Annotated in this window: 20 protein-coding genes; 10 read left to right on the top strand and 10 right to left on the bottom strand. The window is 44.9% G+C overall.

Annotation, left to right across the window (positions count from 1 at the left end; translation table 11 throughout):
* Positions 1 to 443: 443 nt before the first annotated feature.
* From F4V45_RS06990 to F4V45_RS07010, 5 genes are read left to right on the top strand one after another with little or no spacing between them, the layout of a single operon-like run.
* On the top strand, positions 444 to 1,151 hold the full coding sequence (locus F4V45_RS06990) for an AzlC family ABC transporter permease (protein ID WP_246145256.1): 708 nt from the start codon (positions 444 to 446) through the stop codon (positions 1,149 to 1,151).
* 25 nt (positions 1,152 to 1,176) lie between these two features.
* A complete protein-coding gene (locus F4V45_RS06995) occupies positions 1,177 to 2,019 on the top strand; it encodes a DUF3943 domain-containing protein (protein WP_246145258.1) in 843 nt (280 codons plus the stop codon).
* A gap of 44 nt (positions 2,020 to 2,063) precedes the next feature.
* On the top strand, positions 2,064 to 2,681 hold the full coding sequence (gene ribA / locus F4V45_RS07000; RefSeq protein ID WP_150337643.1) for a GTP cyclohydrolase II: 618 nt from the start codon (positions 2,064 to 2,066) through the stop codon (positions 2,679 to 2,681).
* Between the two features lie 15 nt (positions 2,682 to 2,696).
* Entirely contained in the window at positions 2,697 to 3,704 is a 1,008-nt protein-coding gene (hypE, locus tag F4V45_RS07005) for a hydrogenase expression/formation protein HypE (protein ID WP_150337644.1), read from the top strand.
* 28 nt (positions 3,705 to 3,732) lie between these two features.
* The gene (locus F4V45_RS07010; RefSeq protein ID WP_150337645.1) at positions 3,733 to 5,160 is read left to right on the top strand and encodes a nicotinamide phosphoribosyltransferase domain-containing protein; all 1,428 of its coding nucleotides are present in this window, start codon (positions 3,733 to 3,735) and stop codon (positions 5,158 to 5,160) included.
* A gap of 60 nt (positions 5,161 to 5,220) precedes the next feature.
* On the opposite strand, the gene F4V45_RS07015 is transcribed toward F4V45_RS07010, so the two are convergent.
* The 9 genes from F4V45_RS07015 to tig all read right to left on the bottom strand — a co-directional run bounded on the left by F4V45_RS07015 (position 5,221) and on the right by tig (position 14,386).
* Complete coding sequence (locus tag F4V45_RS07015; protein ID WP_150337646.1) at positions 5,221 to 6,915, bottom strand: DUF262 domain-containing protein; 1,695 nt, start codon at positions 6,913 to 6,915, stop codon at positions 5,221 to 5,223.
* A gap of 174 nt (positions 6,916 to 7,089) precedes the next feature.
* A complete protein-coding gene (locus F4V45_RS07020) occupies positions 7,090 to 8,178 on the bottom strand; it encodes a glycosyl transferase family 90 (protein WP_150337647.1) in 1,089 nt (362 codons plus the stop codon).
* An 11-nt stretch (positions 8,179 to 8,189) separates the two neighbouring features.
* Complete coding sequence (locus F4V45_RS07025) at positions 8,190 to 9,254, bottom strand: LptF/LptG family permease (RefSeq protein WP_150337902.1); 1,065 nt, start codon at positions 9,252 to 9,254, stop codon at positions 8,190 to 8,192.
* An 8-nt stretch (positions 9,255 to 9,262) separates the two neighbouring features.
* Complete coding sequence (gene pth, locus F4V45_RS07030; protein ID WP_150337648.1) at positions 9,263 to 10,093, bottom strand: aminoacyl-tRNA hydrolase; 831 nt, start codon at positions 10,091 to 10,093, stop codon at positions 9,263 to 9,265.
* A 23-nt stretch (positions 10,094 to 10,116) separates the two neighbouring features.
* Entirely contained in the window at positions 10,117 to 10,653 is a 537-nt protein-coding gene (locus F4V45_RS07035; RefSeq protein ID WP_023930336.1) for a 50S ribosomal protein L25/general stress protein Ctc, read from the bottom strand.
* Between the two features lie 133 nt (positions 10,654 to 10,786).
* A complete protein-coding gene (gene def / locus F4V45_RS07040) occupies positions 10,787 to 11,317 on the bottom strand; it encodes a peptide deformylase (RefSeq protein WP_150337649.1) in 531 nt (176 codons plus the stop codon).
* On the bottom strand, positions 11,295 to 12,386 hold the full coding sequence (locus F4V45_RS07045) for a nucleotidyl cyclase domain-containing protein (RefSeq protein ID WP_150337650.1): 1,092 nt from the start codon (positions 12,384 to 12,386) through the stop codon (positions 11,295 to 11,297). Before F4V45_RS07045 ends, def begins: the two co-directional genes overlap by 23 nt.
* Positions 12,387 to 12,407: 21 nt before the next feature.
* Positions 12,408 to 12,995, bottom strand: a complete 588-nt coding sequence (gene clpP, locus F4V45_RS07050; protein WP_150337651.1) for an ATP-dependent Clp endopeptidase proteolytic subunit ClpP — start codon at positions 12,993 to 12,995, stop codon at positions 12,408 to 12,410.
* Between the two features lie 2 nt (positions 12,996 to 12,997).
* A complete protein-coding gene (tig, locus tag F4V45_RS07055; protein WP_150337652.1) occupies positions 12,998 to 14,386 on the bottom strand; it encodes a trigger factor in 1,389 nt (462 codons plus the stop codon).
* Positions 14,387 to 14,486: 100 nt separating this feature from the next.
* Here tig and fliI point away from each other — a divergent pair, with 100 nt between their 5' ends.
* The 5 genes from fliI to queF are packed head-to-tail and all read left to right on the top strand — an operon-like array spanning position 14,487 to position 18,713.
* Positions 14,487 to 15,815 (top strand): flagellar protein export ATPase FliI, encoded by a 1,329-nt coding sequence (fliI, locus tag F4V45_RS07060; RefSeq protein ID WP_150337653.1) that lies wholly within the window; start codon positions 14,487 to 14,489, stop codon positions 15,813 to 15,815.
* A gap of 21 nt (positions 15,816 to 15,836) precedes the next feature.
* Positions 15,837 to 16,670: an oxidoreductase gene (locus F4V45_RS07065; RefSeq protein ID WP_210670607.1), complete on the top strand. Its 834-nt coding sequence runs from the start codon at positions 15,837 to 15,839 to the stop codon at positions 16,668 to 16,670.
* A gap of 59 nt (positions 16,671 to 16,729) precedes the next feature.
* Positions 16,730 to 17,530, top strand: coding sequence for a spermine/spermidine synthase domain-containing protein (locus F4V45_RS07070; protein WP_150337654.1), 801 nt, complete (start codon positions 16,730 to 16,732; stop codon positions 17,528 to 17,530).
* Complete coding sequence (gene coaE, locus F4V45_RS07075) at positions 17,515 to 18,183, top strand: dephospho-CoA kinase (RefSeq protein ID WP_150337655.1); 669 nt, start codon at positions 17,515 to 17,517, stop codon at positions 18,181 to 18,183. The genes F4V45_RS07070 and coaE overlap by 16 nt, the downstream gene beginning before the upstream one ends.
* A 50-nt stretch (positions 18,184 to 18,233) precedes the next feature.
* The gene (gene queF / locus F4V45_RS07080; protein WP_150337656.1) at positions 18,234 to 18,713 is read left to right on the top strand and encodes a preQ(1) synthase; all 480 of its coding nucleotides are present in this window, start codon (positions 18,234 to 18,236) and stop codon (positions 18,711 to 18,713) included.
* A 144-nt stretch (positions 18,714 to 18,857) separates the two neighbouring features.
* Here the strand turns inward: queF and F4V45_RS07085 are convergent, their stop codons facing one another.
* Positions 18,858 to 20,012, bottom strand: coding sequence for a hypothetical protein (locus F4V45_RS07085; protein ID WP_150337657.1), 1,155 nt, complete (start codon positions 20,010 to 20,012; stop codon positions 18,858 to 18,860).
* Positions 20,013 to 20,059 lie beyond the last annotated feature (47 nt).

Consider the following 20,059-nt stretch of genomic DNA (forward strand, 5'->3'; position numbering starts at 1 on the left):
GGAGTATTTAGGAAGTATGTTAGAATTTCAGTAGAGGTTGCCCAAGAGAGTTGCAGCCTCTCTTGGCGTAGCCTACTTCTCACAAAGGAGGTTACGATGAGTAAGATTTACCAGAAAATCTTAGTCGCTATGATACTACTATGTCTCATAGTAGTCAAGTGCTACTAGGATAATCCATAGCCTACCTTAGAAAAAGCCTTTGGTCGTTAAGGGGGTGGGCTAGTCTTACTCAACTCTCCTACTTAACGCGTGTTAATCTGCTTTAAACTTGCTTATTTACTTTACTTTTGCTGTGTTTTGTGGTGCTTTGTGGATTGCCGCGCGGCTAAAGCCGCTCGCAATGACGGAGAAATGGCGGTTTTAAAAAAGTGGATTCTAGGGTGAGATTAAAGCTTGCTAGAATCTGCTATGATTGCAGGCTTAGTTAGTGTAAGGATATTGTAGTGGATTCTAGTAAGCTTGGTATGTTTGCTCTAAGTCTGCGCACCGCCCTGCCATATACGCTCTCAATTTTTGTAGGCTATGGGCTTATGGGCGGGGTGTTTGGTATGCTGCTCTCTCAAGCTGGCTTTGGTGCGCTGTGGGCGTTAGGTATGAGTGTGTTTATCTATGCTGGGGCTACGCAGTTTGCCTGCGTAGGGCTGCTTGCAAATGGAGTGGGGCTACTTGAGGCATTTGTGCTAGCGATGATGATTAACGCAAGGCAGATTTTCTACGCGCTTTCTTGCTTAAGTCTCTTTGCCCCATATCCTAAGAAAAAGTGGTATCTAGCTTTTACCCTAACTGATGAGACCTTCGCCCTAATCCACCTAAAAGCCAAGCACACAAAGATCGATAAAGGATACTTTATGTGTGCGGTGGCGTTTTTGCACCATAGCTATTGGATTCTTGGCTGTGTGGGTGGGGCGATTTTGGGCGGCTATGTGAGTATCAATATGCAGGGTATGGAATTTGTGATGAATGCGATTTTTATCGTGCTCTTTATTGATGTGTGTAAAAACACTAAGCGGTATAAAGCACCTTTTATGGGGGTGCTTGTGAGCTTTTTGTGTCTCTTGCTCTTTGGGAAAGAGCTGTTTTTGCTCCCGGCACTTGTGCTAATATGCGCGCTGCTGTTTTATGATACTATGAGTAAAAAACCGATACAATGAATATTTTATAGCTTCAAGGATATGAATGAGAATCTGGCTGTTGCTTTTGTGTAGTGCGCTTATTATGCAGCCTATATGCGCACACCCTATAAGCGACAAGGGGATAAAAAATAGCGATGATGTGCTCTATGCGCCTCCTAGATTCTATGTCGCTCAAAAGGATCAGGCTTTGTGCGCAAAGGGCTCAGCCTGCGGGCTAGAATCGGGGCTAGAGCAAGAAAGGCGAGTGCAAGCGACGCTAAAGCTAGATTCTAAGCCTACTTACTACAAGCCAGACTCCCCTAGCACTTATCTTAATACGACCATAGGCTTGCTTGGTGGGGGGATTGTCGTTAGTATCATTGGGCTCTACATTATGCCAGAGAGCGTTACAAATTGGGATCGCTCGCGCTTTGGCTTTAAGGCGTGGCTACAAGATGTGCAAATAGGACCTGTCATTGATGCGGATAACTTTTGGCTAAATGGTGTGGCGCACCCATACTTTGGCGCGGTGTATTATATGCAGCCGCGTGTGGCTGGATACTCTTGGGCAGAATCTGCACTTTTTTCTTTCATCACTTCATCGATTTTTTGGGAGTATGGGATTGAGGCATTTGTGGAGATCCCAAGCTGGCAGGATCTCATTTATACACCTGCTATGGGCTCGATATTTGGCGAGATTTTTTACCAAAGCACCAAATATATCCAATCTAATGGCAATCGTCTCTTTGGCTCTAAGATTCTAGGGCTGATTGTTGTAGGGCTTATGGATCCTATCGGGGTGATTATGCGCGACTTTGGGCTAGCGAAGTTTATGGGCGTGCGTGATGTGCGCCAAATCACTTCCTATGCCACGCCGATGAGAGTGGGCTTTGCTATGCGCTTTTAAGCAAAAGCCTGCTATAAAGCAAGTATTTTTACTAAGGATTATTTATGCATATTATTTCTAATCTTGCCAAGCTTCCTACACGCTATGGCGACTTTCTTATCCAATCTTTTAGAGAGACCCTAGAATCTAGCGGCGCAGTGCTGGAGCATTTAGTCGTGATGACGCCATATCTCCCGGCAAATCCGCTTGTGCGCGTGCATAGCGAGTGCTTGACGGGCGATGTCTTTGGCTCGTGTAAATGTGATTGCGGACCAGAGCTAGATATGGCGATGAGAAAAATCGCCCAAGATGCTAGAAATGGAGACGCTAAAGATGGCGGCGCTAATGGCGGTGGTATGCTTATCTACTTGCGTCAAGAAGGCAGGGGCATAGGGCTGTTTAATAAAGTCAATGCCTATGCCTTGCAAGATCAGGGGCTTGATACCGTGGAGGCAAATATCAAGCTAGGCTTTAAAAGCGATGATAGAAGCTATGGCATTGTAGAAAAGATTTTTGCGCATTATGGGATTAAAAAGGTGCGCTTGCTTACGAATAATCCGCGCAAGATAGAGACAATTAGCGCGTATGTGGAAGTGGAGCGGGAGAGTATTATTGTGGAGAGTAATGAGCATAATGCCAAGTATCTTGCTATCAAAAAGCAAAAGCTAGGGCATTTACTCTAAAAAGTAAGGCAGACTATGGAGAGAATCACTCTTGCACAAGGTAGCGGCGGTGCAGCGACAAGCGCGCTCATTGATAAGGTGTTTTTAGCACATTTGCGCGAGCATTTTGTCTCATTAGGTGAAGATGCTGGCGTGGTGCGTGCAAATGGACTTCTTGCGTGCAGCACAGATAGCTTTGTGATCACGCCTATTTGTTTCCCCGGGGGTGATATTGGCAAGCTTAGTGTGTGTGGGAGTAGCAATGATGTGGCGATGATGGGCGCGAAACCCCTGTATATGAGCTTTGGCTTTATGCTAGAAGAGGGTTTTAGTATAAAGCTACTAGAATCCATTATCCAAAGTATCAAGCAAGAGCTTATGCAGACAAATATCGCAATCATTAGTGCGGATACAAAAGTCCTGCCAAAAGGCAGTATCGATCAAATTTTCATCAACACCACTTGCATAGGTGAGATTCTACTGCCTAATGTCTCTACGCAAGCTCTAAGTGTGGGCGATAGCATTATCATCTCTGCGCCCATAGGCGCGCACGGGGCGAGTATCTTTGCTTCACGCGAAAATATTGGGCTAGAATCTAGCGTGCAAAGCGACTGCGCCCAGCTCTACCCTATGCTAGCACCGCTATTTGCAAGTGATCTTGCGATCCACACAATGCGCGATGCCACGCGTGGCGGGCTTGCTGCTGTGCTGCAAGAGTGGGTGCAGGGTAGGGAGCTGTGCATTGAGATTGATGAAAAGGCTCTGCCTATTGATGAGGGAGTGCAGGGGATTTGTGAGATCCTAGGGCTTGAGCCTACACATTTGGCAAATGAGGGGGTATGTGTGCTAGCGGTCAAAGAGCAAGATGCGCAAAAGGCGTGCGAAATGCTGCGCGCGCATACTTTAGGACATAGGGCTTGTGTGATAGGCAAAGTCTGTGCGCCTAGCAAGCAGACACAATCACGCGTAGTGCTGGTGAATGAGTGGGGCGGGAGGCGGTTTATGGAGTATCCTGATGGCGAGCTGCTTCCTAGAATCTGCTAGCGTGCTAAACCTAACATAAGGAGAGAGTATGAAAAGCCACTGCTACCCTAAGCTACTTTTTATCGCTGATTGTTATAAATACACACACGCTGCGATGTATCCAAATGGCGTAGAAGAAGTGTATAGTGTGCTTTACTGCCGTAATCCGGGGCTTGATTTATCTGCGCTAAATGGGCATATCGTAGCCTTTGGTATGCGCCAAGCGATAAAAAAGCTCTATGACTTATATGATGAGTTTGTAAGTGCGCCTAAAGAGAGCGTGCAAGCAGGGCTGGCGTTTTTGTATAGTGATTTTATGAAGCTAGATTCTAGCACAGAGTCTTATAGCTTGCTAGTGGGCAAGTGGCTTTCCTTGCCTAAGGCTATGCCACTTGCCTTTAAGATCCTGCCTGAAGGGAGCTTCATTACTTCAAATACGCCTATTATCACCATTTCTTGCGATCAGGCGCAGCACTGCTGGTTTGTCAATTTTGTAGAGACTTATTTGAACTCAGAGCTATGGAAGAGCTGCTTTGTCGCTACGCAAGCAGCACTTTTTAAGCGCATAGAGTATGACTGCGCAGGCGTATATATCGATGAGAGCTATAACTTCCACGATTTTTCCCAGCGCGGTATGAATGGCATAGCTGATTGCTATGCTTCATCGATGGGGCATTTGCTCTTTTTTAGCGGAAGTGATTCTATGATGGCGTTGCAAAATGTGTGCGAAAACTATGGCGGTGATGTGAGTATGCTAGGCTCAATCCCTGCGAGCGAGCATAGTGTGATGTGCTTAGGTGGGGAGAGTGGAGAGCTTGATAGCTTTAAGCGCATTATGCGCTCTTTCCCTGCTTCTATGGTCTCAATCGTGGCAGACACTTGGAATCTATGGGCGATTATCCAAGCATTAAGAGATGATGAAGAGGCTTATGCGATGATACAAGAACGCCCCCAGCCCATCGTGCTAAGACCAGATTCTGGCGATCCTTTTGCGATCCTTACAGGCGATGAAAACGCTAGTGATTGGCGTGCGCAAAGGGGTGTGATACGGCTTGTCGATGAGAGCTTCGGGCTTGATAGGGTGAAAATCATCTATGGAGATGCGATCACGCCTGCGCGCGCTAGGAAAATCTATGAGTGGTGCAAGAGCAATGGCTATGACCCTACAAAATTCCTATGCTTTGGTGTGGGAAGCTATGCGTATAACTCAGGCATACGCGATGATGTGGGGCTTGTTAGCAAGATGACTTGGGCTAAGATTGATGGCAAGGCGTGTAATCTCATCAAGCAGCCAATCACTGGGAATGAAAAGACCTCGCTCTCCGGCAAGGTCGCGCTAAATGCCCGCTATGAGGTCGTGCAGTTTTTAGACAAAGAGCTTGCAGATGATAGACTCACAACAGAGCTTAGCTTGCCTAGCTTGCGCGATTTGCGCGCCTTTTGCAAGCAGGAGTTCCTGCGCGTGGTGCAAGCCTAAGCGCACTTAGATTTGGCTAGAATCTAGGCTAGATTCTAGCGCAGCTCTTAGGTATAGAATCTACACATTGCTTGCAAAAAAGTCTCTCAAGCGAGTGTAAATCTCTTCCTTGCGTTTTTCTATATCTTCCTTAAGCCAATCGTTTTGGGGTAATTTAGCTAGCTTTTGCGCTTCTAAAAATTTTGATTTAGCATATTTATCTTTTTTATCATCAAAGTAGTTGTTGCTCGCTTTGATATTAAGCCTTTTTTCTAGCCATATTTTATTACCAATAGATTCTACAAATGGCTTTGCTTCATCTTTATCCCAGCCTGTGTAGCTACTTCTCCATTGCGTAGTTTTGGGGAATATATGCTCTATCTCTGCTTTAATACCAAGCTCTTGATCTGGGTATTGCAAATAGAGATTTAAACGCAAAAGAGAGGGGATAAGCTTGTCTGCTTTAAAAAATTGCACTTTAAAAGATTCTTCATCTTGCAAAATCTCTTTGGTGTTGGTTTGGAAATCAAGCTTGCCTGTATTATACAAAGCAGTATAAGCGTTAAAGACAATAGGCTTAATCTCAGCCACGCTAGGTTTATTGATAAATTTCACTAAAAAGTGCGCTATAACCTTAGCCAAAAACTCATCGTGCTTATCAAAGTAATCCAGCTTTTTATCGTTGCAATACATAAAATACGCGCTATCAAGGTATCTCCAATAGTCATTAGGAAAATAATCAAGCACTTCATACAACTGCAGCGATCTTTGGGAAATTTTGTCATCATAGCTGCCGCCCCAAAAATCGCTTAATTGATTGATTTCAGTCATTACCTTATCACTATCATTTGTCAAAATATCTTTATGTTTATTGGCAAAAAACTCTCTAAGCCCTATTTCATTTGTTTTGTCGTTTTCTCTTGCGCGCACAATGTGCATATAATTTCTAAAGATGAAATTCATATCGCCATTATTGTCGCTCTCTAGCTGTTTCCAATTTTTCGCAAAGTCGTTTTTGCTTTGCTTGTCCTTTTTACTTCCATAAATAATACCCTTAAAAATATCCGCATCACTAAGTGGCTTGCCACGATTATTGAGTGTATTAAATATCCTTAGGGCATTGTCTTGGCTGTCACATTCAATAGGCAGCACAATGCAGGATTTAAGCAAGGTTATACATAAATCTGCCCACTGCGTTGGATACTCTTTTGCAAACTTGCTAGATTCTAGGAGAAAATATAGGTAGTTTTTCTCATACGCTGTTTTTGTTTGTTTGATTTTTACTTCTAATTCTTTGAGATCACTGGGGGCTACATATTCATTTTGCAAGATAGTATTTAGCACCTCGACATCATCATCTGTGGCCACTTCACTTTGCAATCTAATGGCTTTATAATCAGCTTCGCCACTTTTATCATCAGTCTCCCACAGACAGGATTCTATCATCGCTACAAGATTTTTTGTCTTATCACTTTTATCCTTAAAGGCTTTGATATGCAACGCTTTGATAAGCAGCATTAGCGTGGTTGTTCTCTGCTGTCCATCGATGATATTTTGCTCTTTTTTGTCATTTTCTGTATAGGTAACAATCGAGCCTAAAAAATACTTATCATCTTTTTGTTTATCACTATCGTTGAAAAACTCCACAATATCCTGCCAAAGCTGCGAACATTCATCTTCCCCCCAAGTATAAGGGCGTTGATACATAGGGATTATAAAATTACCCTTAGATAAATACTCCATAACGCTTTTTTCTTCGGTTTTCATTTGTGCCATTTTTGCTCCTTTATGTGTGTTGATGAAGTGGATTCTAGCGCATTTTTTTTTGTAAAACTTGGGCGAAAGTGGCGAGATTGATAGGAGTTTAGAAAAATTGTAACACTACTATAGCAGTTTGAAAGCTGGCAGGATTAGGCTAATGCCCATAAGCTTTACGCTCGTGCATAAGCCTTAGAGCCCTAGCAGAGCGCGCTCATTAGGGCTTAGGTCCCCTTGATCGCTTAGGTAGAAGTATTTGCGTAGCACAAGCAGATTGCACGCTTCTTCTATGTGCGGGTTTTGGAAGGCTTGGCAGTAGGCGTTGGCATTGTGGATAATCTCCTTTGCGTCTTTTGGGTGGGCTGTGAAAAACTCTAGCAAGGAGTCAAGATTGCCATAGTCATCATTAAGCAGGGCGTAATGCACATTTGCCTCTAGCCTTTCTTCCATAAACCAGCTTTCATAGCGCGGCTTTGGCATAATGCAAAGGCTATTGCTCCCTAGAATCCACTTGAGATTGCTTGCGACATCATTGCCCTCTAGGCTTAGGAGGAATTTATAGTGTAAATGCTCTTTTTTGGGGATTTTGGGCTTGGTATAGGCGGGGTGTTCGCTCGGTGCACCTGTATGCCCTAGATCGCAGAGTGGGTGGGAGAAATACTGGCGTAAAAATCTGCTTCTATGCTCCTGCGGACACGCCCCGCGGAAAAAGAGTAAATCGCGCTTTTTCTCATAGGGGATAGGATCGTGGATAAAGCTAAAGTGGCGGTGTTTTTCGAGCTGGAGGAGAATGCTCGTGTGATTTGTCTGGGGGGGGGCACAAGTATCAGTGTCCAAACTCGCCTTAGATTCTAGTGCAACTTCCACACGAGAATCTATTGGGCGCGTCTTGGTAATCGCTGGGCTTGCGAGATAGTAATTCACATCGCTAAACTCATAGTTCCACACAAAGTGGTCTGGGAAGCAGCGCGTCCATTGATAAGAGTCGTAGAAATACACGCTTGAGTGGTCTTTGCTAAGCTTATTGTCGCGCAAATAGCCAAAGTGCGGCGGCACGATAGTGTCTCGCACAGGCTTTGTGCTAGGCAGGGCAAAGGGCTTTGGGCTAAAGTGGGCATTTAGCTTATGGTAGTGGGCTACGCGCGCAGCGATAGAATCTAGTGTGCGAGCATCTAGGGTAAAGATTGATTTAAGCTTAGATTCTAGGAGTGCTTGCGGGATAGCTCTTGGCAGTAGCATTCTGCCTATGCCTTTAAGGTTGTAGATGATTTTTGCGCCCATTTTTTTGCTCCTTATTTTTTGTTTAGGATCACATAGTAGCCACACGCCACACATACCAGCAGGGCAAATGGCACTAGCACGCCGATTTCTGGCAAAATCACGCCTGTGATAGAAAACTGACTAAGTGAGAAAAAGCTCCCCCACACAAGCAGCGCAAACACGATAAACAAAAACCCAAGCAAGTATAGATTTCCATAACGAGCAAGGCTTGGGGTATAGTAGGTGATGATAATGGCGACAAATGGCACAAAAAGCGGGACAATGATAAGTGCGTAAAGCACAGCGCGGATTTTCTCACTGCCGATTTTCTGCTCCTTTAAAAGCTGCAAAGACTGCAGGGCATCAACGATAGAAATCGATGGCTTTGCTTGGGAGAATGAGTCTAGCACTTTTGGGTTGAAGTCTTTAAGTATAGGGAGTTTGGCAAAGGTTTTTACATCTAAGCCCTTGCTGCCTAGCTCCCAAAGATTGGGCATATCTTGGGTGAAAGCATTATAAAGGATCCAGTGTTCATCTTCAAATGCGGCATTTCTGGCTTGCGTGAAGCGCGTGAGATTCTGCCCGCTAGAATCTAGCCCAAAGACACGGATCGTGCTGGCTTGGCGGACAAGATTGATCGAGCCGAAATAGACATAGTCATCATTGTATTTGACAAAGAGATCTGTCGTGGGCGCACTAGAATCTTTGGCGAAAAACTTCTCCACCTTTTCTTGCGCATAAGCAAATGGCGTGGCATTTAGCCCAATATGTATGCAGGAGATCAAAAGACTTAGCCAAAGCACAGGGCGCAAAAGCGCGCGCTTAGAGTAGCCAAGCGCGAGTAGGGCGGTGTATTGGTTGGTTTTAATGAGAAAGAGATAGCAAATCGCCATAGCAAGTAGCAGGGAAATAGGCAGGGTGAAATTCATCGCGTATAAAAAGTCATAGACAAAAAACAAGATTAAAAGATTCGCAGAGTCTGCAAAGTTATCGATATACTGCAGACTATCAATACTGACAAAAAACAACCCCAACGCCAAAAAAATCACAACAAAATAGCGCAGATAATAATGCGCGATAAAGAGAAAAAGTCTAATACGCATACTTAATCTCCCTTGCAAGCAAGTGCAGGCGAGCTAGAATCTAGGCTAGATTCTAGGGGTGAGGCTAGAGTGTGGTCGCTAGAATCTGCTTTAGATTCTAGGGTAGATTGCTTGCTGGAGGCTTGGCTTAGGTCTTTTGGCTTGCTTATGGTGAAGTGGCTTTGCAAGGCGGCAAAGTCTCTTTCTATGATGAAAAATAGCAAGCCTCTCACGCTCTCATCAACTAGCTCTAGTAGCTGCTCATTGGGTAGGGAGAAATCTCCTAGCACAAAGTCGATAACTTGCTTATGCTTGGGGGTTTGGGCTGCTTGGGGCAGATTTTCTCTAATCCCAAAGCGCAAGCGTATATAATCTTGCCTATTTAGCTCGCTATCGATGGACTTTAGTCCATTGTGCCCACCACTGCTGCCACCAAGCTTATAGCGGATCGCACCAAGGGGGAGGTCTAGCTCATCGTGCGCGATACAAAGCTGATTGATTTTATAAAAGCTTGTGATTGTGGCAATTGAGCTGCCTGAGAGATTCATAAAGGTTTGTGGCTTTGCAATATGGATATGTGGGGTAAGGGTGGCAATGTGCGCACAAAATTTACTTGAAGCATCAAGCGTAATCCCTAGGCACTCACACAAGCGATCGATGATGATAAAGCCTATGTTGTGGCGGTTTTGGGCGTATTTATCTCCTGGATTCCCAAGCCCAGCGATGAGCAAAGGCTCTTGCTCGCGTATTTGTGGGAGATATTCTACTAGTAAAGATCGCGCACTAAGAGCAGCGATAGGCAGGCTCTTTATCGTAGAGATTAGGTGCTTGATGTTGGTTTTTCGTGCAGACATAGCCCCGCCTTTGGGGGTCCGGGCTACTTGGCTTTGATACAGCTAATGACTGCGACAGATTGGTTTTCTGTGATTTTTACGCCATCAATTTGCGGTAGATCGCGCACAAGGATTGAGTGCCCCACATCAAGCGCGCTTACATCAAGCGTGTAAGAAGCGGGGAGATTTTCTGGAGCGGCTTTAACGCTTACGCGCTTTTTGGCGATAAGCAGGACGCCTTTGTTTTTTAGCCCAACGGCTGTGCCTTGTGCTTGCACGGGGATTTTGTAGTTTGCCACTACGCCCTTTTGCGCGACCATAAGATCGATATGCAAAATCGTGCCATACACAGGGTCTTTTTGATACTCTTGGATCACTACATCAAGTGTCTTGCCGCCGACTTTGACAGGGAAGACTAGCGAAGTCTTTGTCTTTATCGTGCGGATAAAGTCGTTGATCTTAAAAGCGCAGTGGATATTCTCCACACCTTTTGCATAGATGTTGGCAATTAGATAGCCATCTTTCCTTAAGGCTTTTGCATTCGCCTTTGAAATACTCTCTCTAATTTGTCCTTCAAGCATTCTGTGTCCTTTGTATAGTGAAATAAGTGCGCATTCTAGCGATAATTTGCTTAAACTTCCTAGAATCTATTTGCAAGCTTTTTAGATTCTAGGTTTGGGATTTGCTATGGCTTTGGTGTTTGAGCGGTGTGGCTTAGGGCTTTGCTTTTTGCTCTTTTTGGATTCTCTTTAGCTCTTTTTCAAACTTTTTTCTCCGCAAGATTGGTAGCCTATCGACAAATAGCACGCCATTTAGATGATCCATCTCGTGCTGCACTGCTATGGCGAGCAAGCCATCTGCTTGAAGCACCTTCTCTACTCCAAAGCGATCTTGATACCCAACGCTAATGCTCTCAAACCGCTCAATCTCTTCATAAAACCCGGGCACTGAAAGACAGCCTTCTTGGTAAGTTGTTGTCCCTTGGGTTTTTAGCAAGGTCGGGTTGATTAGCTCAAGCTTGTCTTCTTCATACTGCTGCCCGTCTTCTTCGCGTGGCAGTGTGATTATGAGCGCGCAAATGGGCATATCTACTTGGATCGCCGCAAGTCCTATGCCATTTGTGGCAATCATTGTTTCATACATATCATCAAGCAGTTTGTGGAGATTCGCATCAAACTCTCTAACTACTTGGGATTTGACTTTAAGTCGCTTGTTTGGATACTTAACTATCGGCAGAATCGCCATTGATGTTGTCCTGTTGATAGATTTTGCAATGCTGCTTTTCATCAAGAGCGATTTTGAGCGTTGAGAGACAGGCACTTTGTGTTTCTTCTATGGATCGCTCTGGCATAATCTTGGCGATACTTGAAGCTACATCAAGCTGGAGATTCATATCACCTACAAATACATCTGTGGTTTGGGCTGATTGGTAGAGAAATACGCAAAGTTCTTGGGCTTCGACAATATCAGAATACTTCAGCAAGATCCCAAACACACCATCACCCATATAAGCGATGAAGCTGCTTGTTTGTATATGCTTTTGCAGAAATTTTGCCATTGTTTTTAGAAGGATTGTGAAAACAGGAGAGTCCTGCCCAACTTGGCGCGATAAATCTTGGGAGAGCGTGATATAGATTAGCACTGATGAGTGGTTAAACTCTAGGCATAGCTTTTGCTCCTTTTGTAGCACATCAGTAAAGTAGCTTTTGTTATATACATCAAGATTAAGGTCATAGACAGAATTTTGGCTGATTTGCTTGAGATTTTTATCTGTTTTTGCATAGAGATCGCGGATTTGATCAAGCTGTTTGGAGGTAACTTTGGTAACCTTAGTCATATCGCGGATAAAAAAGTCCATCACATTGCGCATAGTGAGCTTGTTGTCTGCTTGCTCCACATCTTTAGAATACTGCTTGACTACATTTTCAGCGATTAAGAAATTTTGATACACAACAGACATACAGCTAAGCACTTGCTTGATGATACGCAAGCTTTCGCCCACAGACTTTTCAAATACAAGTGCGCGATTTTCTAGATCTGATTGCATACGCATAATTGCGCGCACTTTTTCGCGGACAGCTGGAGACTCTTTTTGCAAAAACTTCTCAAAATATAGGCGGTAGTTTGATGGCAAGCACGGCAAGGATTCTGCTTGGAGCGTTTGGATTGTGGTTTCTGACAAGCGACTTACCACTTCAAGAAAATCCCCACTATCACCAGATCCGGGTGCAATATCTGCACGCACATCTGGGTTGATCCCAGATAAGAAAGGGTTAGTGCCTATGTCGGATGCTTTTTCTTGATTTTTATCCATCGTTCCTTGTTTCCCTTAAGCTTATTTGATGCTTTTTGTCAAAACTTTATCGATGAGTCCATACTCTTTGGCTTCTTTAGCACTCATAAAAAAGTCTCTCTCTGTGTCTTGGGCGATTTTCTTTAGCGGCTGCCCGGTGTTGCTAGCCATAATTTCATTAAGCACGGAGCGAAGACGCAGGATTTCTTTAGCTTGGATTTCTATGTCTGTGGCTTGTCCTTGTGCGCCACCAAGGGGCTGATGGATCATAATCCTAGAATTTGGCAAGGAGTATCGCTTGTCTTTAGCCCCACAGCTTAGTAGAAACGCCCCCGCACTTGCGGCTTGTCCTATGCAGATTGTGCAAATATCTGGGCGGATATATTGCATTGTGTCATAGATACTAAACGCGCTTGTGATCACGCCTCCGGGGGAGTTTATGTAGAGATTGATGTCTTTTTCTGGATCTTCTGCTTCAAGGAATAGAAGTTGCGCGACAATGGAGCTTGCTACCATATCATTGATCTCTCCACTTAGTAGAATCACGCGATCTTTGAGTAGTCTTGAGTAGATGTCATAGCTGCGCTCGCTACGCCCTGTTTTTTCAATCACATAGGGGATATAGTTCATAGTTATGCCTTTGGACTTTCTTTGGGCGTTGTTGCCTTTGCTTTAGTGGGCTTTTTGGCTGGCTTTGGGCTTTGGCTGGCTTTAGGGTCTTTAGATTCTAGTAAGCCGGCTTTTTCATCAAGAAGATGGTGTAGCACGCGATCTTCTATCATCGCCATTTTGACCGCTGGGATTAAGTTATTGCTGCGATAGTATTCAAGCACTTCTTTGGGGTTCTGCCCTTGTATCATCGACTCATAGTAGATTGCTTGCATTACTTCATTGTCATTGATTGTGATATTTTTTGCCTTGGCGATAGCATCAACAAGGAAAGTGATTTTCACGCTTTTTCGCGCTTCATCGCGGAAGCTCTCGCGCTTGTCTTTTGCTTTTTGTGCATCTTGCTGGTAGGATTTAAGCTCTTCTTCTGGGATACTTGCAAGCGCATTGCGGAATAGCACATCCATTTCCTGCTCGACAATGGCATTGGGCAGATCAAAGCTAAATCCCTGATCCAAAGCTTCAAGGCATTTTTGCTTCATTTCTTCGTTGTAATGGCGGTTTTTAAGCTCTGTGGCAAGCTCATCTGCTACGCGAGATTCTAGCTCTGCAAGTGTTGCATCATCTCTGCCTAGAATCTTTGTGGCAAAGCTATCATCAAGCACGCATTTAGTCCGCTCTTGGATTTTGTTGATTTTGACCTTGAAAGTCGCTGGCTTACCCGCTAGAGCACTTGAGTGGTAATTATCTGGGAAACTCACTTCAATGCTCTTCTCTTCCCCGCATTTCGCGCCCACAAGCGCATCTTCAAAGCCGGGGATAAATTGCCCGCTTCCAATGGCTAGGTCAAAGCCCTCTGCCTTGCCACCTTCAAATGCTATGCCATCAACAAAGCCTTCAAAGTCGATATTTACGATATGGTCTTTCTTGATGGCTTTATCTTTGGACTCTACTAGCTCGCCTTGTGATTGCGCCATCATATCAAGTCGCTCTTGGATAGCCTTTTTCTCTGGGGTTGGGATTTTTGGTGTGGGGATTTTAGATTCTAGGGCATCTAGGCTAAAATCTGGGATAATGGAGATAGCAATCTCCACATCAATTGCCTCGCTTCCTTTGTCAAACTTTGTGATAATGGGGTCGCCAATTAACTGCTGCGGAGTGAGCTGCAGCTCTTTAAGCGCGCTTGATAGCATATCTTGTATAAGCTCTCTTTGTGCGTCTTTTTCCAAGGAGTCTTTGTAGCGAGATTTGACAATATGCGCAGGGACTTTGCCCGCTCTAAAGCCGGCGATTTTAAGTGTCTTGCTTGCTTTTTGCGCTAGAGATTCTAGCTTTTTCTCAAGATCTTGGAGTGCGATTTTGCCTGTTGCAGTCGCATTGGCAGTGTTGGTTCTGGTTGTTTGGAGATTCATACTATTCCTTAGGAGTGATTATTGAGTAGATTCGGGCATTTTAGCCAAAAATATCAAAAAACATTATAAAATTACGCATTTTGGCTTCTTAAGGTATGCAATGTCGCTTCATATACTTAAACACAAACTTGCCGCGCGTCCTAATCTCTCGCCACAATATGGGCTTATCACCAAAATCACGCCCACAATCATCTATGCTAAGGGTATTAGCCCATCTGTGGGCGATATTGTCAAAATCACGCATAAGGATTCTAGCCAATCGCTAGGGATTGTTACGCTAAGTGAGGGGCAGAGCTTTGGCTTTAATCCTTTCTCTTTCGTGGAGCATTTTGGGATCAATGATGTTGTGGTGATTGAGAAAAATGGCTTGACTTTCCCTATGGCAGAATCTATGCTTGGGCGCGTGTTTGACCCACTTGGCACGCCCATTGATGATAAGCCCCCGCTGCTTAATGCCACGCATTTGCCCATCATCACGCCGCCCATTCGCGCGCTAAAGCGTGGCATTATCGATGAGGTCTTTGATGTAGGGGTGCGATCAATCAATGGGCTGCTGCCTTGTGGCAAGGGGCAGAAGCTTGGGATTTTTGCCGGATCTGGCGTGGGCAAATCTACGCTTATGGGAATGATTGTGCGAGGCTGCAAAGCCCCTATAAAAGTCATCGCGCTCATTGGTGAGCGGGGGCGAGAGGTGCCGGAGTTTATCCACAAATCTCTAGGCGGCGATCTTAGTAACACCGTGCTAATTGTCGCTACAAGCGATGACTCACCGCTTATGCGCAAATATGGGGCGTTTAGTGCTATGGCAGTGGCGGAGTATTTTAAGTCTTTAGGGAATGATGTGCTGTTTATTATGGATTCTGTTACGCGCTTTGCTATGGCGCAGCGAGAAATCGGGCTAGCCCTAGGAGAGCCGCCTACAAGCAAGGGCTATCCGCCTTCTGTGCTGACACTTATGCCCCAGCTTATGGAGCGAGCAGGCAAGGAAGAGGGTAAAGGCTCTATCACGGCATTTTTCACCGTGCTTGTAGAAGGCGATGATTTAAGCGACCCAATTGCTGATCAAGCGCGCTCAATCTTAGATGGGCATATTGTTTTGGAGCGGGCTTTGACAGATTTTGGGATTTATCCGCCTATCAATATCCTAGCTTCTGCTTCGCGCGTGAGTAATGACATCATCACCAAAGAGCATAGAGAGCTGATACAGAAATTCCGCCGCTACTACGCGCTTTTGAAAGATAATGAAATTTTAGTGCGTATTGGCTCCTACCAGCACGGCAGCGATGTGGAGCTTGACTACGCGCTAGCGATAAAGCCTGTTATGGAGGAGTTTTTGAAGCAAGCCGAAGAGCAGAGCGTGAGCTTTGAAGAAGCCTTGCAGTTGCTAAAGGCAGTGTTTGCGCTGCCACAAAGCGAGCTTTCGGGCTAGAATCCACTTTTGCAAAGGATAATGATGGCAAAGCAAGTCGTGCTTCTCACAGGTGCAAGCAGTGGCATTGGCAAAGACACAGCTAAAATGCTTCATAATGCAGGCTATAAAGTCTATGCCGCAGCTAGACGCGTAAATCTTATGCAGGATTTGCAGGATATGGGGATTTGCGTGGTGTTTGTTGATTTATTGCAAGCTGATTCTATCGCTTCGTGTGTAGAATCTATTGTGCAAAAAGAAGGTGGCATTGATATTTTTATCAACAATGCTGGGTATGGATTCTACGGCGCGATAGAAGATACCCCACTAGAATCCGCTAGAGCGCAGCTAGAGGTCAATCTCTTTGCCTTTGCGCACTTGGTGCAGCTTATCGCCCCAAAAATGCGAGAAAAGCGCGCGGGCAAAATCATCGCTGTAAGCTCCATAGCTGGCAAGGTATGGACACCTTTTGGCGGGTGGTATCACGCGAGCAAATTCGCTCTTGAAGGGCTATGCGATAGCCTGCGTCTAGAGCTAAAGCCCTTTGGTATTGAAGTCATCATCATTGAGCCCGGCGGGATTAAGACTGATTGGGGCATTATTGCTGCAAGGCATTTGCGCGAGATTAGCGAGAGTGGCGCGTATAGGGAGCGGTGCGGGCATTATGCTAGGGCATTGGAGCAAACTTATCAAGGCTCTTCACTATCTAGCCCTAATCTAATCGCACACACTATTTATAAAGCCATTACTGCTAAATCTCCTAAAACGCGCTATCTTGTAGGCTTTATGGCAAGACCTATGCTCTATGCTAAACGCTTATTGGGGGATAAGCTGTTTGATACAATTATCGCGTATGCGTGGGGTAGGGCGTGGTAGAGTAGATTCTAGGTAAATACGCTATAATCGCAGCTTATCATCAACATTAAAGGATTATTATGTGGCTAAATCACCAGCTTAGCGCGGATTTTCATAAAGAATATGCCATTGAAGAAAAGACTTTAGATGTGCGCAGTGAGCATATTTTAGAGATTTTTAAAAGCAAGCGATTTGGGCAAATCGCGCTTATTGATGAGCGCGAGCTACTGCTTGAGAGCCACTTGGGCTGTGTGAGTGAGTTTGTCGCACACATTGGGGCGTGCTGCTTAAAGCTCAAAGCACCAGAATCCCCACAAGATCAAGCCCTTATACTTGGGGGGTTTAATCTTGAGCTTGCCTTTGAGCTATTGAAGCATAATATGGGGGTTCGCTACATTCAAAGTGATCAAAAGGTGCTAGATTCTCTCATAAGCTTCTTGCCACATTTCCAAGAAGTGCGCGAGCATAGGGACTTTGAGCTTTATGCTAGAGCTATTGACCTACCACTAGGCAAATACCACTTAATCATACATCAAGCCACCCCTAATGCGCACGAGCTTGATGGGCTAAGTCGTATGCTGCATACAGATGGTGTGCTAATTGCTAAGCTTCCGCACCCTTACTTCCAAGCAGATGAGTGTAAGCAGGCTTTGCGCGATGTGAGTGGGCTATTTTCTATTGTGATGCCGTTTTTTATGCCATTGTTTGGTGATGAGGTGTTTGTCTTTGCTTCTAAGGCTACGCATCCACTTGCTGATTTGTGGCTACAGAGAGCTGATATGCTTGATGATCTTAGCTTCTACAATGCTGATATTCATAATGCCGCCTTTGCTATGCCTACACTTCTAGCAAGCACCTTGCAGCCGTGGGTCAAAAACTAGGCAAGCTAGATTCTAGCTCTATAGAATCTAGCTCCCTTAAGCCCATATCCTTGCACTATGGAGTCGTGCTAACGGGCGGGATAGCGTGCGGGAAGAGTAGCGTTGGCGAGATTTTGCGCGCGCGGGGGTTTGAGATCATCTGTGCTGATAGTATTGCGCATTGTGTGCTTGAAGAGTGTGCTAGAGAGCTTATTGACACTTTTGGAGAGGGCATTGCTAGCATTGATCCTAATGACTTAGGCATAATCAATCGCAAAGCTCTTGGGGAGATTGTCTTTAGCGACCCTGCAAAGCGCGCCTTGCTAGAGTCTATCACCCACCCACGCATACACGCTCAAATCATCGCTAAAGCCTGTGAGCTAGAAGTACGCAAAAGGTGGTATTTCCTTGATATTCCGCTGTTTTTTGAGAGTGGTGGGAGGGCGCGCTATGGTGTGGATATAGTGGTGTGTGTGAGTGCTAAAGAAGAGCTCCAGCTCGCGCGCTTAATGCAAAGAAACGCGCTTAGCCTAAGCCAAGCGCAAGCTAGAGTGCGCGCACAAATGCCCTTAGAGCAAAAGATCGCCCAAAGCGATATTGTTATAGACAACAATGGCACGCTTGCTGCACTAGAATCTAAAGTAGATTCTATGCTGCACACTCTTGCTACATAGGGCATATTGTTTGCTTAAGATTGCCTATATCTTTTCTAAGGAGTTTTGCAATGTCTAATCACACAAACTATGATGTAAAAGCCCTAGGCTCACATACGACTTATGAGCATAACTACGCGCCAAGCTTGCTAGAAGCAGTCCCAAACCCCCACCCAGATACAGCGTATTTTGTCAAGTTTAACTGCCCAGAATTCACCTCTTTATGTCCTATCACAGGGCAGCCAGACTTTGCCACAATCTATATCAGCTATATCCCAGATGCGCTCATTGTAGAATCTAAATCACTTAAGCTCTATCTCTTTAGCTTTCGTAATCACGGGGCATTCCACGAAGACTGCATTAACCTTATCCTTAAAGATCTTAACAAGCTTTTAGAGCCGCATTATATAGAAGTGTGGGGCAAGTTTCTCCCAAGGGGTGGGCTAAGTATCGATCCATATTGCAACTATGGCAAGGGGCAGTATCAGCAAATGGCACAAATGCGCCTAGCCAACCACGATCTCTACCCAGAGACAATTACCAATCGCTAGATCTAGCACTTTGCTTTGCGCGATCTTATGGTGTGAAGCTGGAGTCCAAATGCCTAGAATCCAAAAAGTGTTTTACCAAAGGAAGTGATTTACTAAAGAAGAAAAGAGAAAGTGATAGCGGGGAGTCCCGCTATCTTGCAAGGCTTAGAATACAAGCTTTGCAAATGCTAGAGCATTGTGGAATTGGATATTGTTGCCAAATCCATTGCCTACATAGCCGCCACCTACATCAATTCCCAAGCCTTCTCGCATAAAGCCTAGCTTCATATCAAGCACACGCACTGAAGCCACTGCTGAGAACTCACTATAATCGCCACCAGCATAGAGCACATCAAGCTTAACTCGCTCGTGTTCTACACCACCAAAGGCATACCAAGTGCTTGAGCCCGCACCAAAATACCCAGCGTGAGATGGCATCACATAGCGACCATAGAAGCGAGTGTTGTCGCTGATTGTTTTGATACCAGCATTATCGCCGACCATATACCAACCACCACCAAGCTTGAATATATCTTGGAATCGAAGCTCTTCTTCAAGCTGCACGAAGAATGTGTTGCCATTCCAGCCATTTTGCCACATAAACTTACCAGAAGTGATAGATTTTATCCCGCTACCACCTAGCACAAGTGCTGCTCTAGTCCCTGCTTGAAGCACATTGCTTTGCGCGTAAGAATCTAGGAAGTAATGCACAAATGGATCAACTTGGAAAATACCAAAGTCAAGGTTCGCACCACCAGCTATAATATCGCGCTTACCGATGTCAAAGTTATTGAAGCTCGATGGGAAGCGATGATATGCAGTAAGCTCGCTTGCAATACGCCCAGGCAATACACCATAAGTTGTATGATCATTGATCCAGCTAACCCAAATGTTTGACTTACCTAGATTGTAGCTAAAGCCTACACCTTGCGCATAGCTATTGAGCCAGTCTGACTTCATAAAGCTGTTGCTAAATCGCCCTACATAGAAGTCAAATGTGCCGTTGTAGCGGAAATACAAATCGGAGAGATCAATGTATTTATCTCCATAGACATTATGCTTGGCATAGTCATTTGTCGCCCAAATTTGTGAGCCACCCCAGCCGCCGACACCAAAGCCAACGCCGCTAGAGCCGATGTCAATCCCTAAATGTCCTGTAAAGCCACCATAATTAACGCCATCTTTATTAAGGTGTGTATAATCGCCAAATTCTTGATTATATACCATACCTAAATGCCCAAATAGCTCTACATTCACTGCGCTCGCGCTTGTAGCAACTGCTGAAGCAAGAATAGCACTTACTAAAAGTTTGCTTTTCATCTTGTATCCTTTGTTGTTGGGTTTGAGCTTTGCTCGTGGAAAGTATA

The sequence above is a fragment of the Helicobacter canis genome (assembly GCF_008693005.1).
GTDB classification, from domain to species: domain Bacteria; phylum Campylobacterota; class Campylobacteria; order Campylobacterales; family Helicobacteraceae; genus Helicobacter_B; species Helicobacter_B canis.

Coding starts and splice junctions, on each gene's coding strand:
- pth (WP_150337648.1), bottom strand. CDS start 10,093: ATGTCTGCACGAAAAACCAACATCAAGCACCTAATCTCTACGATAAAG.
- F4V45_RS07065 (WP_210670607.1), top strand. CDS start 15,837: ATGATGGCAAAGCAAGTCGTGCTTCTCACAGGTGCAAGCAGTGGCATT.
- F4V45_RS07015 (WP_150337646.1), bottom strand. CDS start 6,915: ATGGCACAAATGAAAACCGAAGAAAAAAGCGTTATGGAGTATTTATCT.
- def (WP_150337649.1), bottom strand. CDS start 11,317: ATGGCGATTCTGCCGATAGTTAAGTATCCAAACAAGCGACTTAAAGTC.
- queF (WP_150337656.1), top strand. CDS start 18,234: ATGTCTAATCACACAAACTATGATGTAAAAGCCCTAGGCTCACATACG.
- tig (WP_150337652.1), bottom strand. CDS start 14,386: ATGAATCTCCAAACAACCAGAACCAACACTGCCAATGCGACTGCAACA.
- fliI (WP_150337653.1), top strand. CDS start 14,487: ATGTCGCTTCATATACTTAAACACAAACTTGCCGCGCGTCCTAATCTC.
- F4V45_RS07035 (WP_023930336.1), bottom strand. CDS start 10,653: ATGCTTGAAGGACAAATTAGAGAGAGTATTTCAAAGGCGAATGCAAAA.
- F4V45_RS07020 (WP_150337647.1), bottom strand. CDS start 8,178: ATGGGCGCAAAAATCATCTACAACCTTAAAGGCATAGGCAGAATGCTA.
- F4V45_RS07045 (WP_150337650.1), bottom strand. CDS start 12,386: ATGGATAAAAATCAAGAAAAAGCATCCGACATAGGCACTAACCCTTTC.
- clpP (WP_150337651.1), bottom strand. CDS start 12,995: ATGAACTATATCCCCTATGTGATTGAAAAAACAGGGCGTAGCGAGCGC.
- F4V45_RS07010 (WP_150337645.1), top strand. CDS start 3,733: ATGAAAAGCCACTGCTACCCTAAGCTACTTTTTATCGCTGATTGTTAT.
- F4V45_RS07085 (WP_150337657.1), bottom strand. CDS start 20,012: ATGAAAAGCAAACTTTTAGTAAGTGCTATTCTTGCTTCAGCAGTTGCT.
- F4V45_RS06995 (WP_246145258.1), top strand. CDS start 1,177: ATGAGAATCTGGCTGTTGCTTTTGTGTAGTGCGCTTATTATGCAGCCT.
- hypE (WP_150337644.1), top strand. CDS start 2,697: ATGGAGAGAATCACTCTTGCACAAGGTAGCGGCGGTGCAGCGACAAGC.
- F4V45_RS07070 (WP_150337654.1), top strand. CDS start 16,730: ATGTGGCTAAATCACCAGCTTAGCGCGGATTTTCATAAAGAATATGCC.
- ribA (WP_150337643.1), top strand. CDS start 2,064: ATGCATATTATTTCTAATCTTGCCAAGCTTCCTACACGCTATGGCGAC.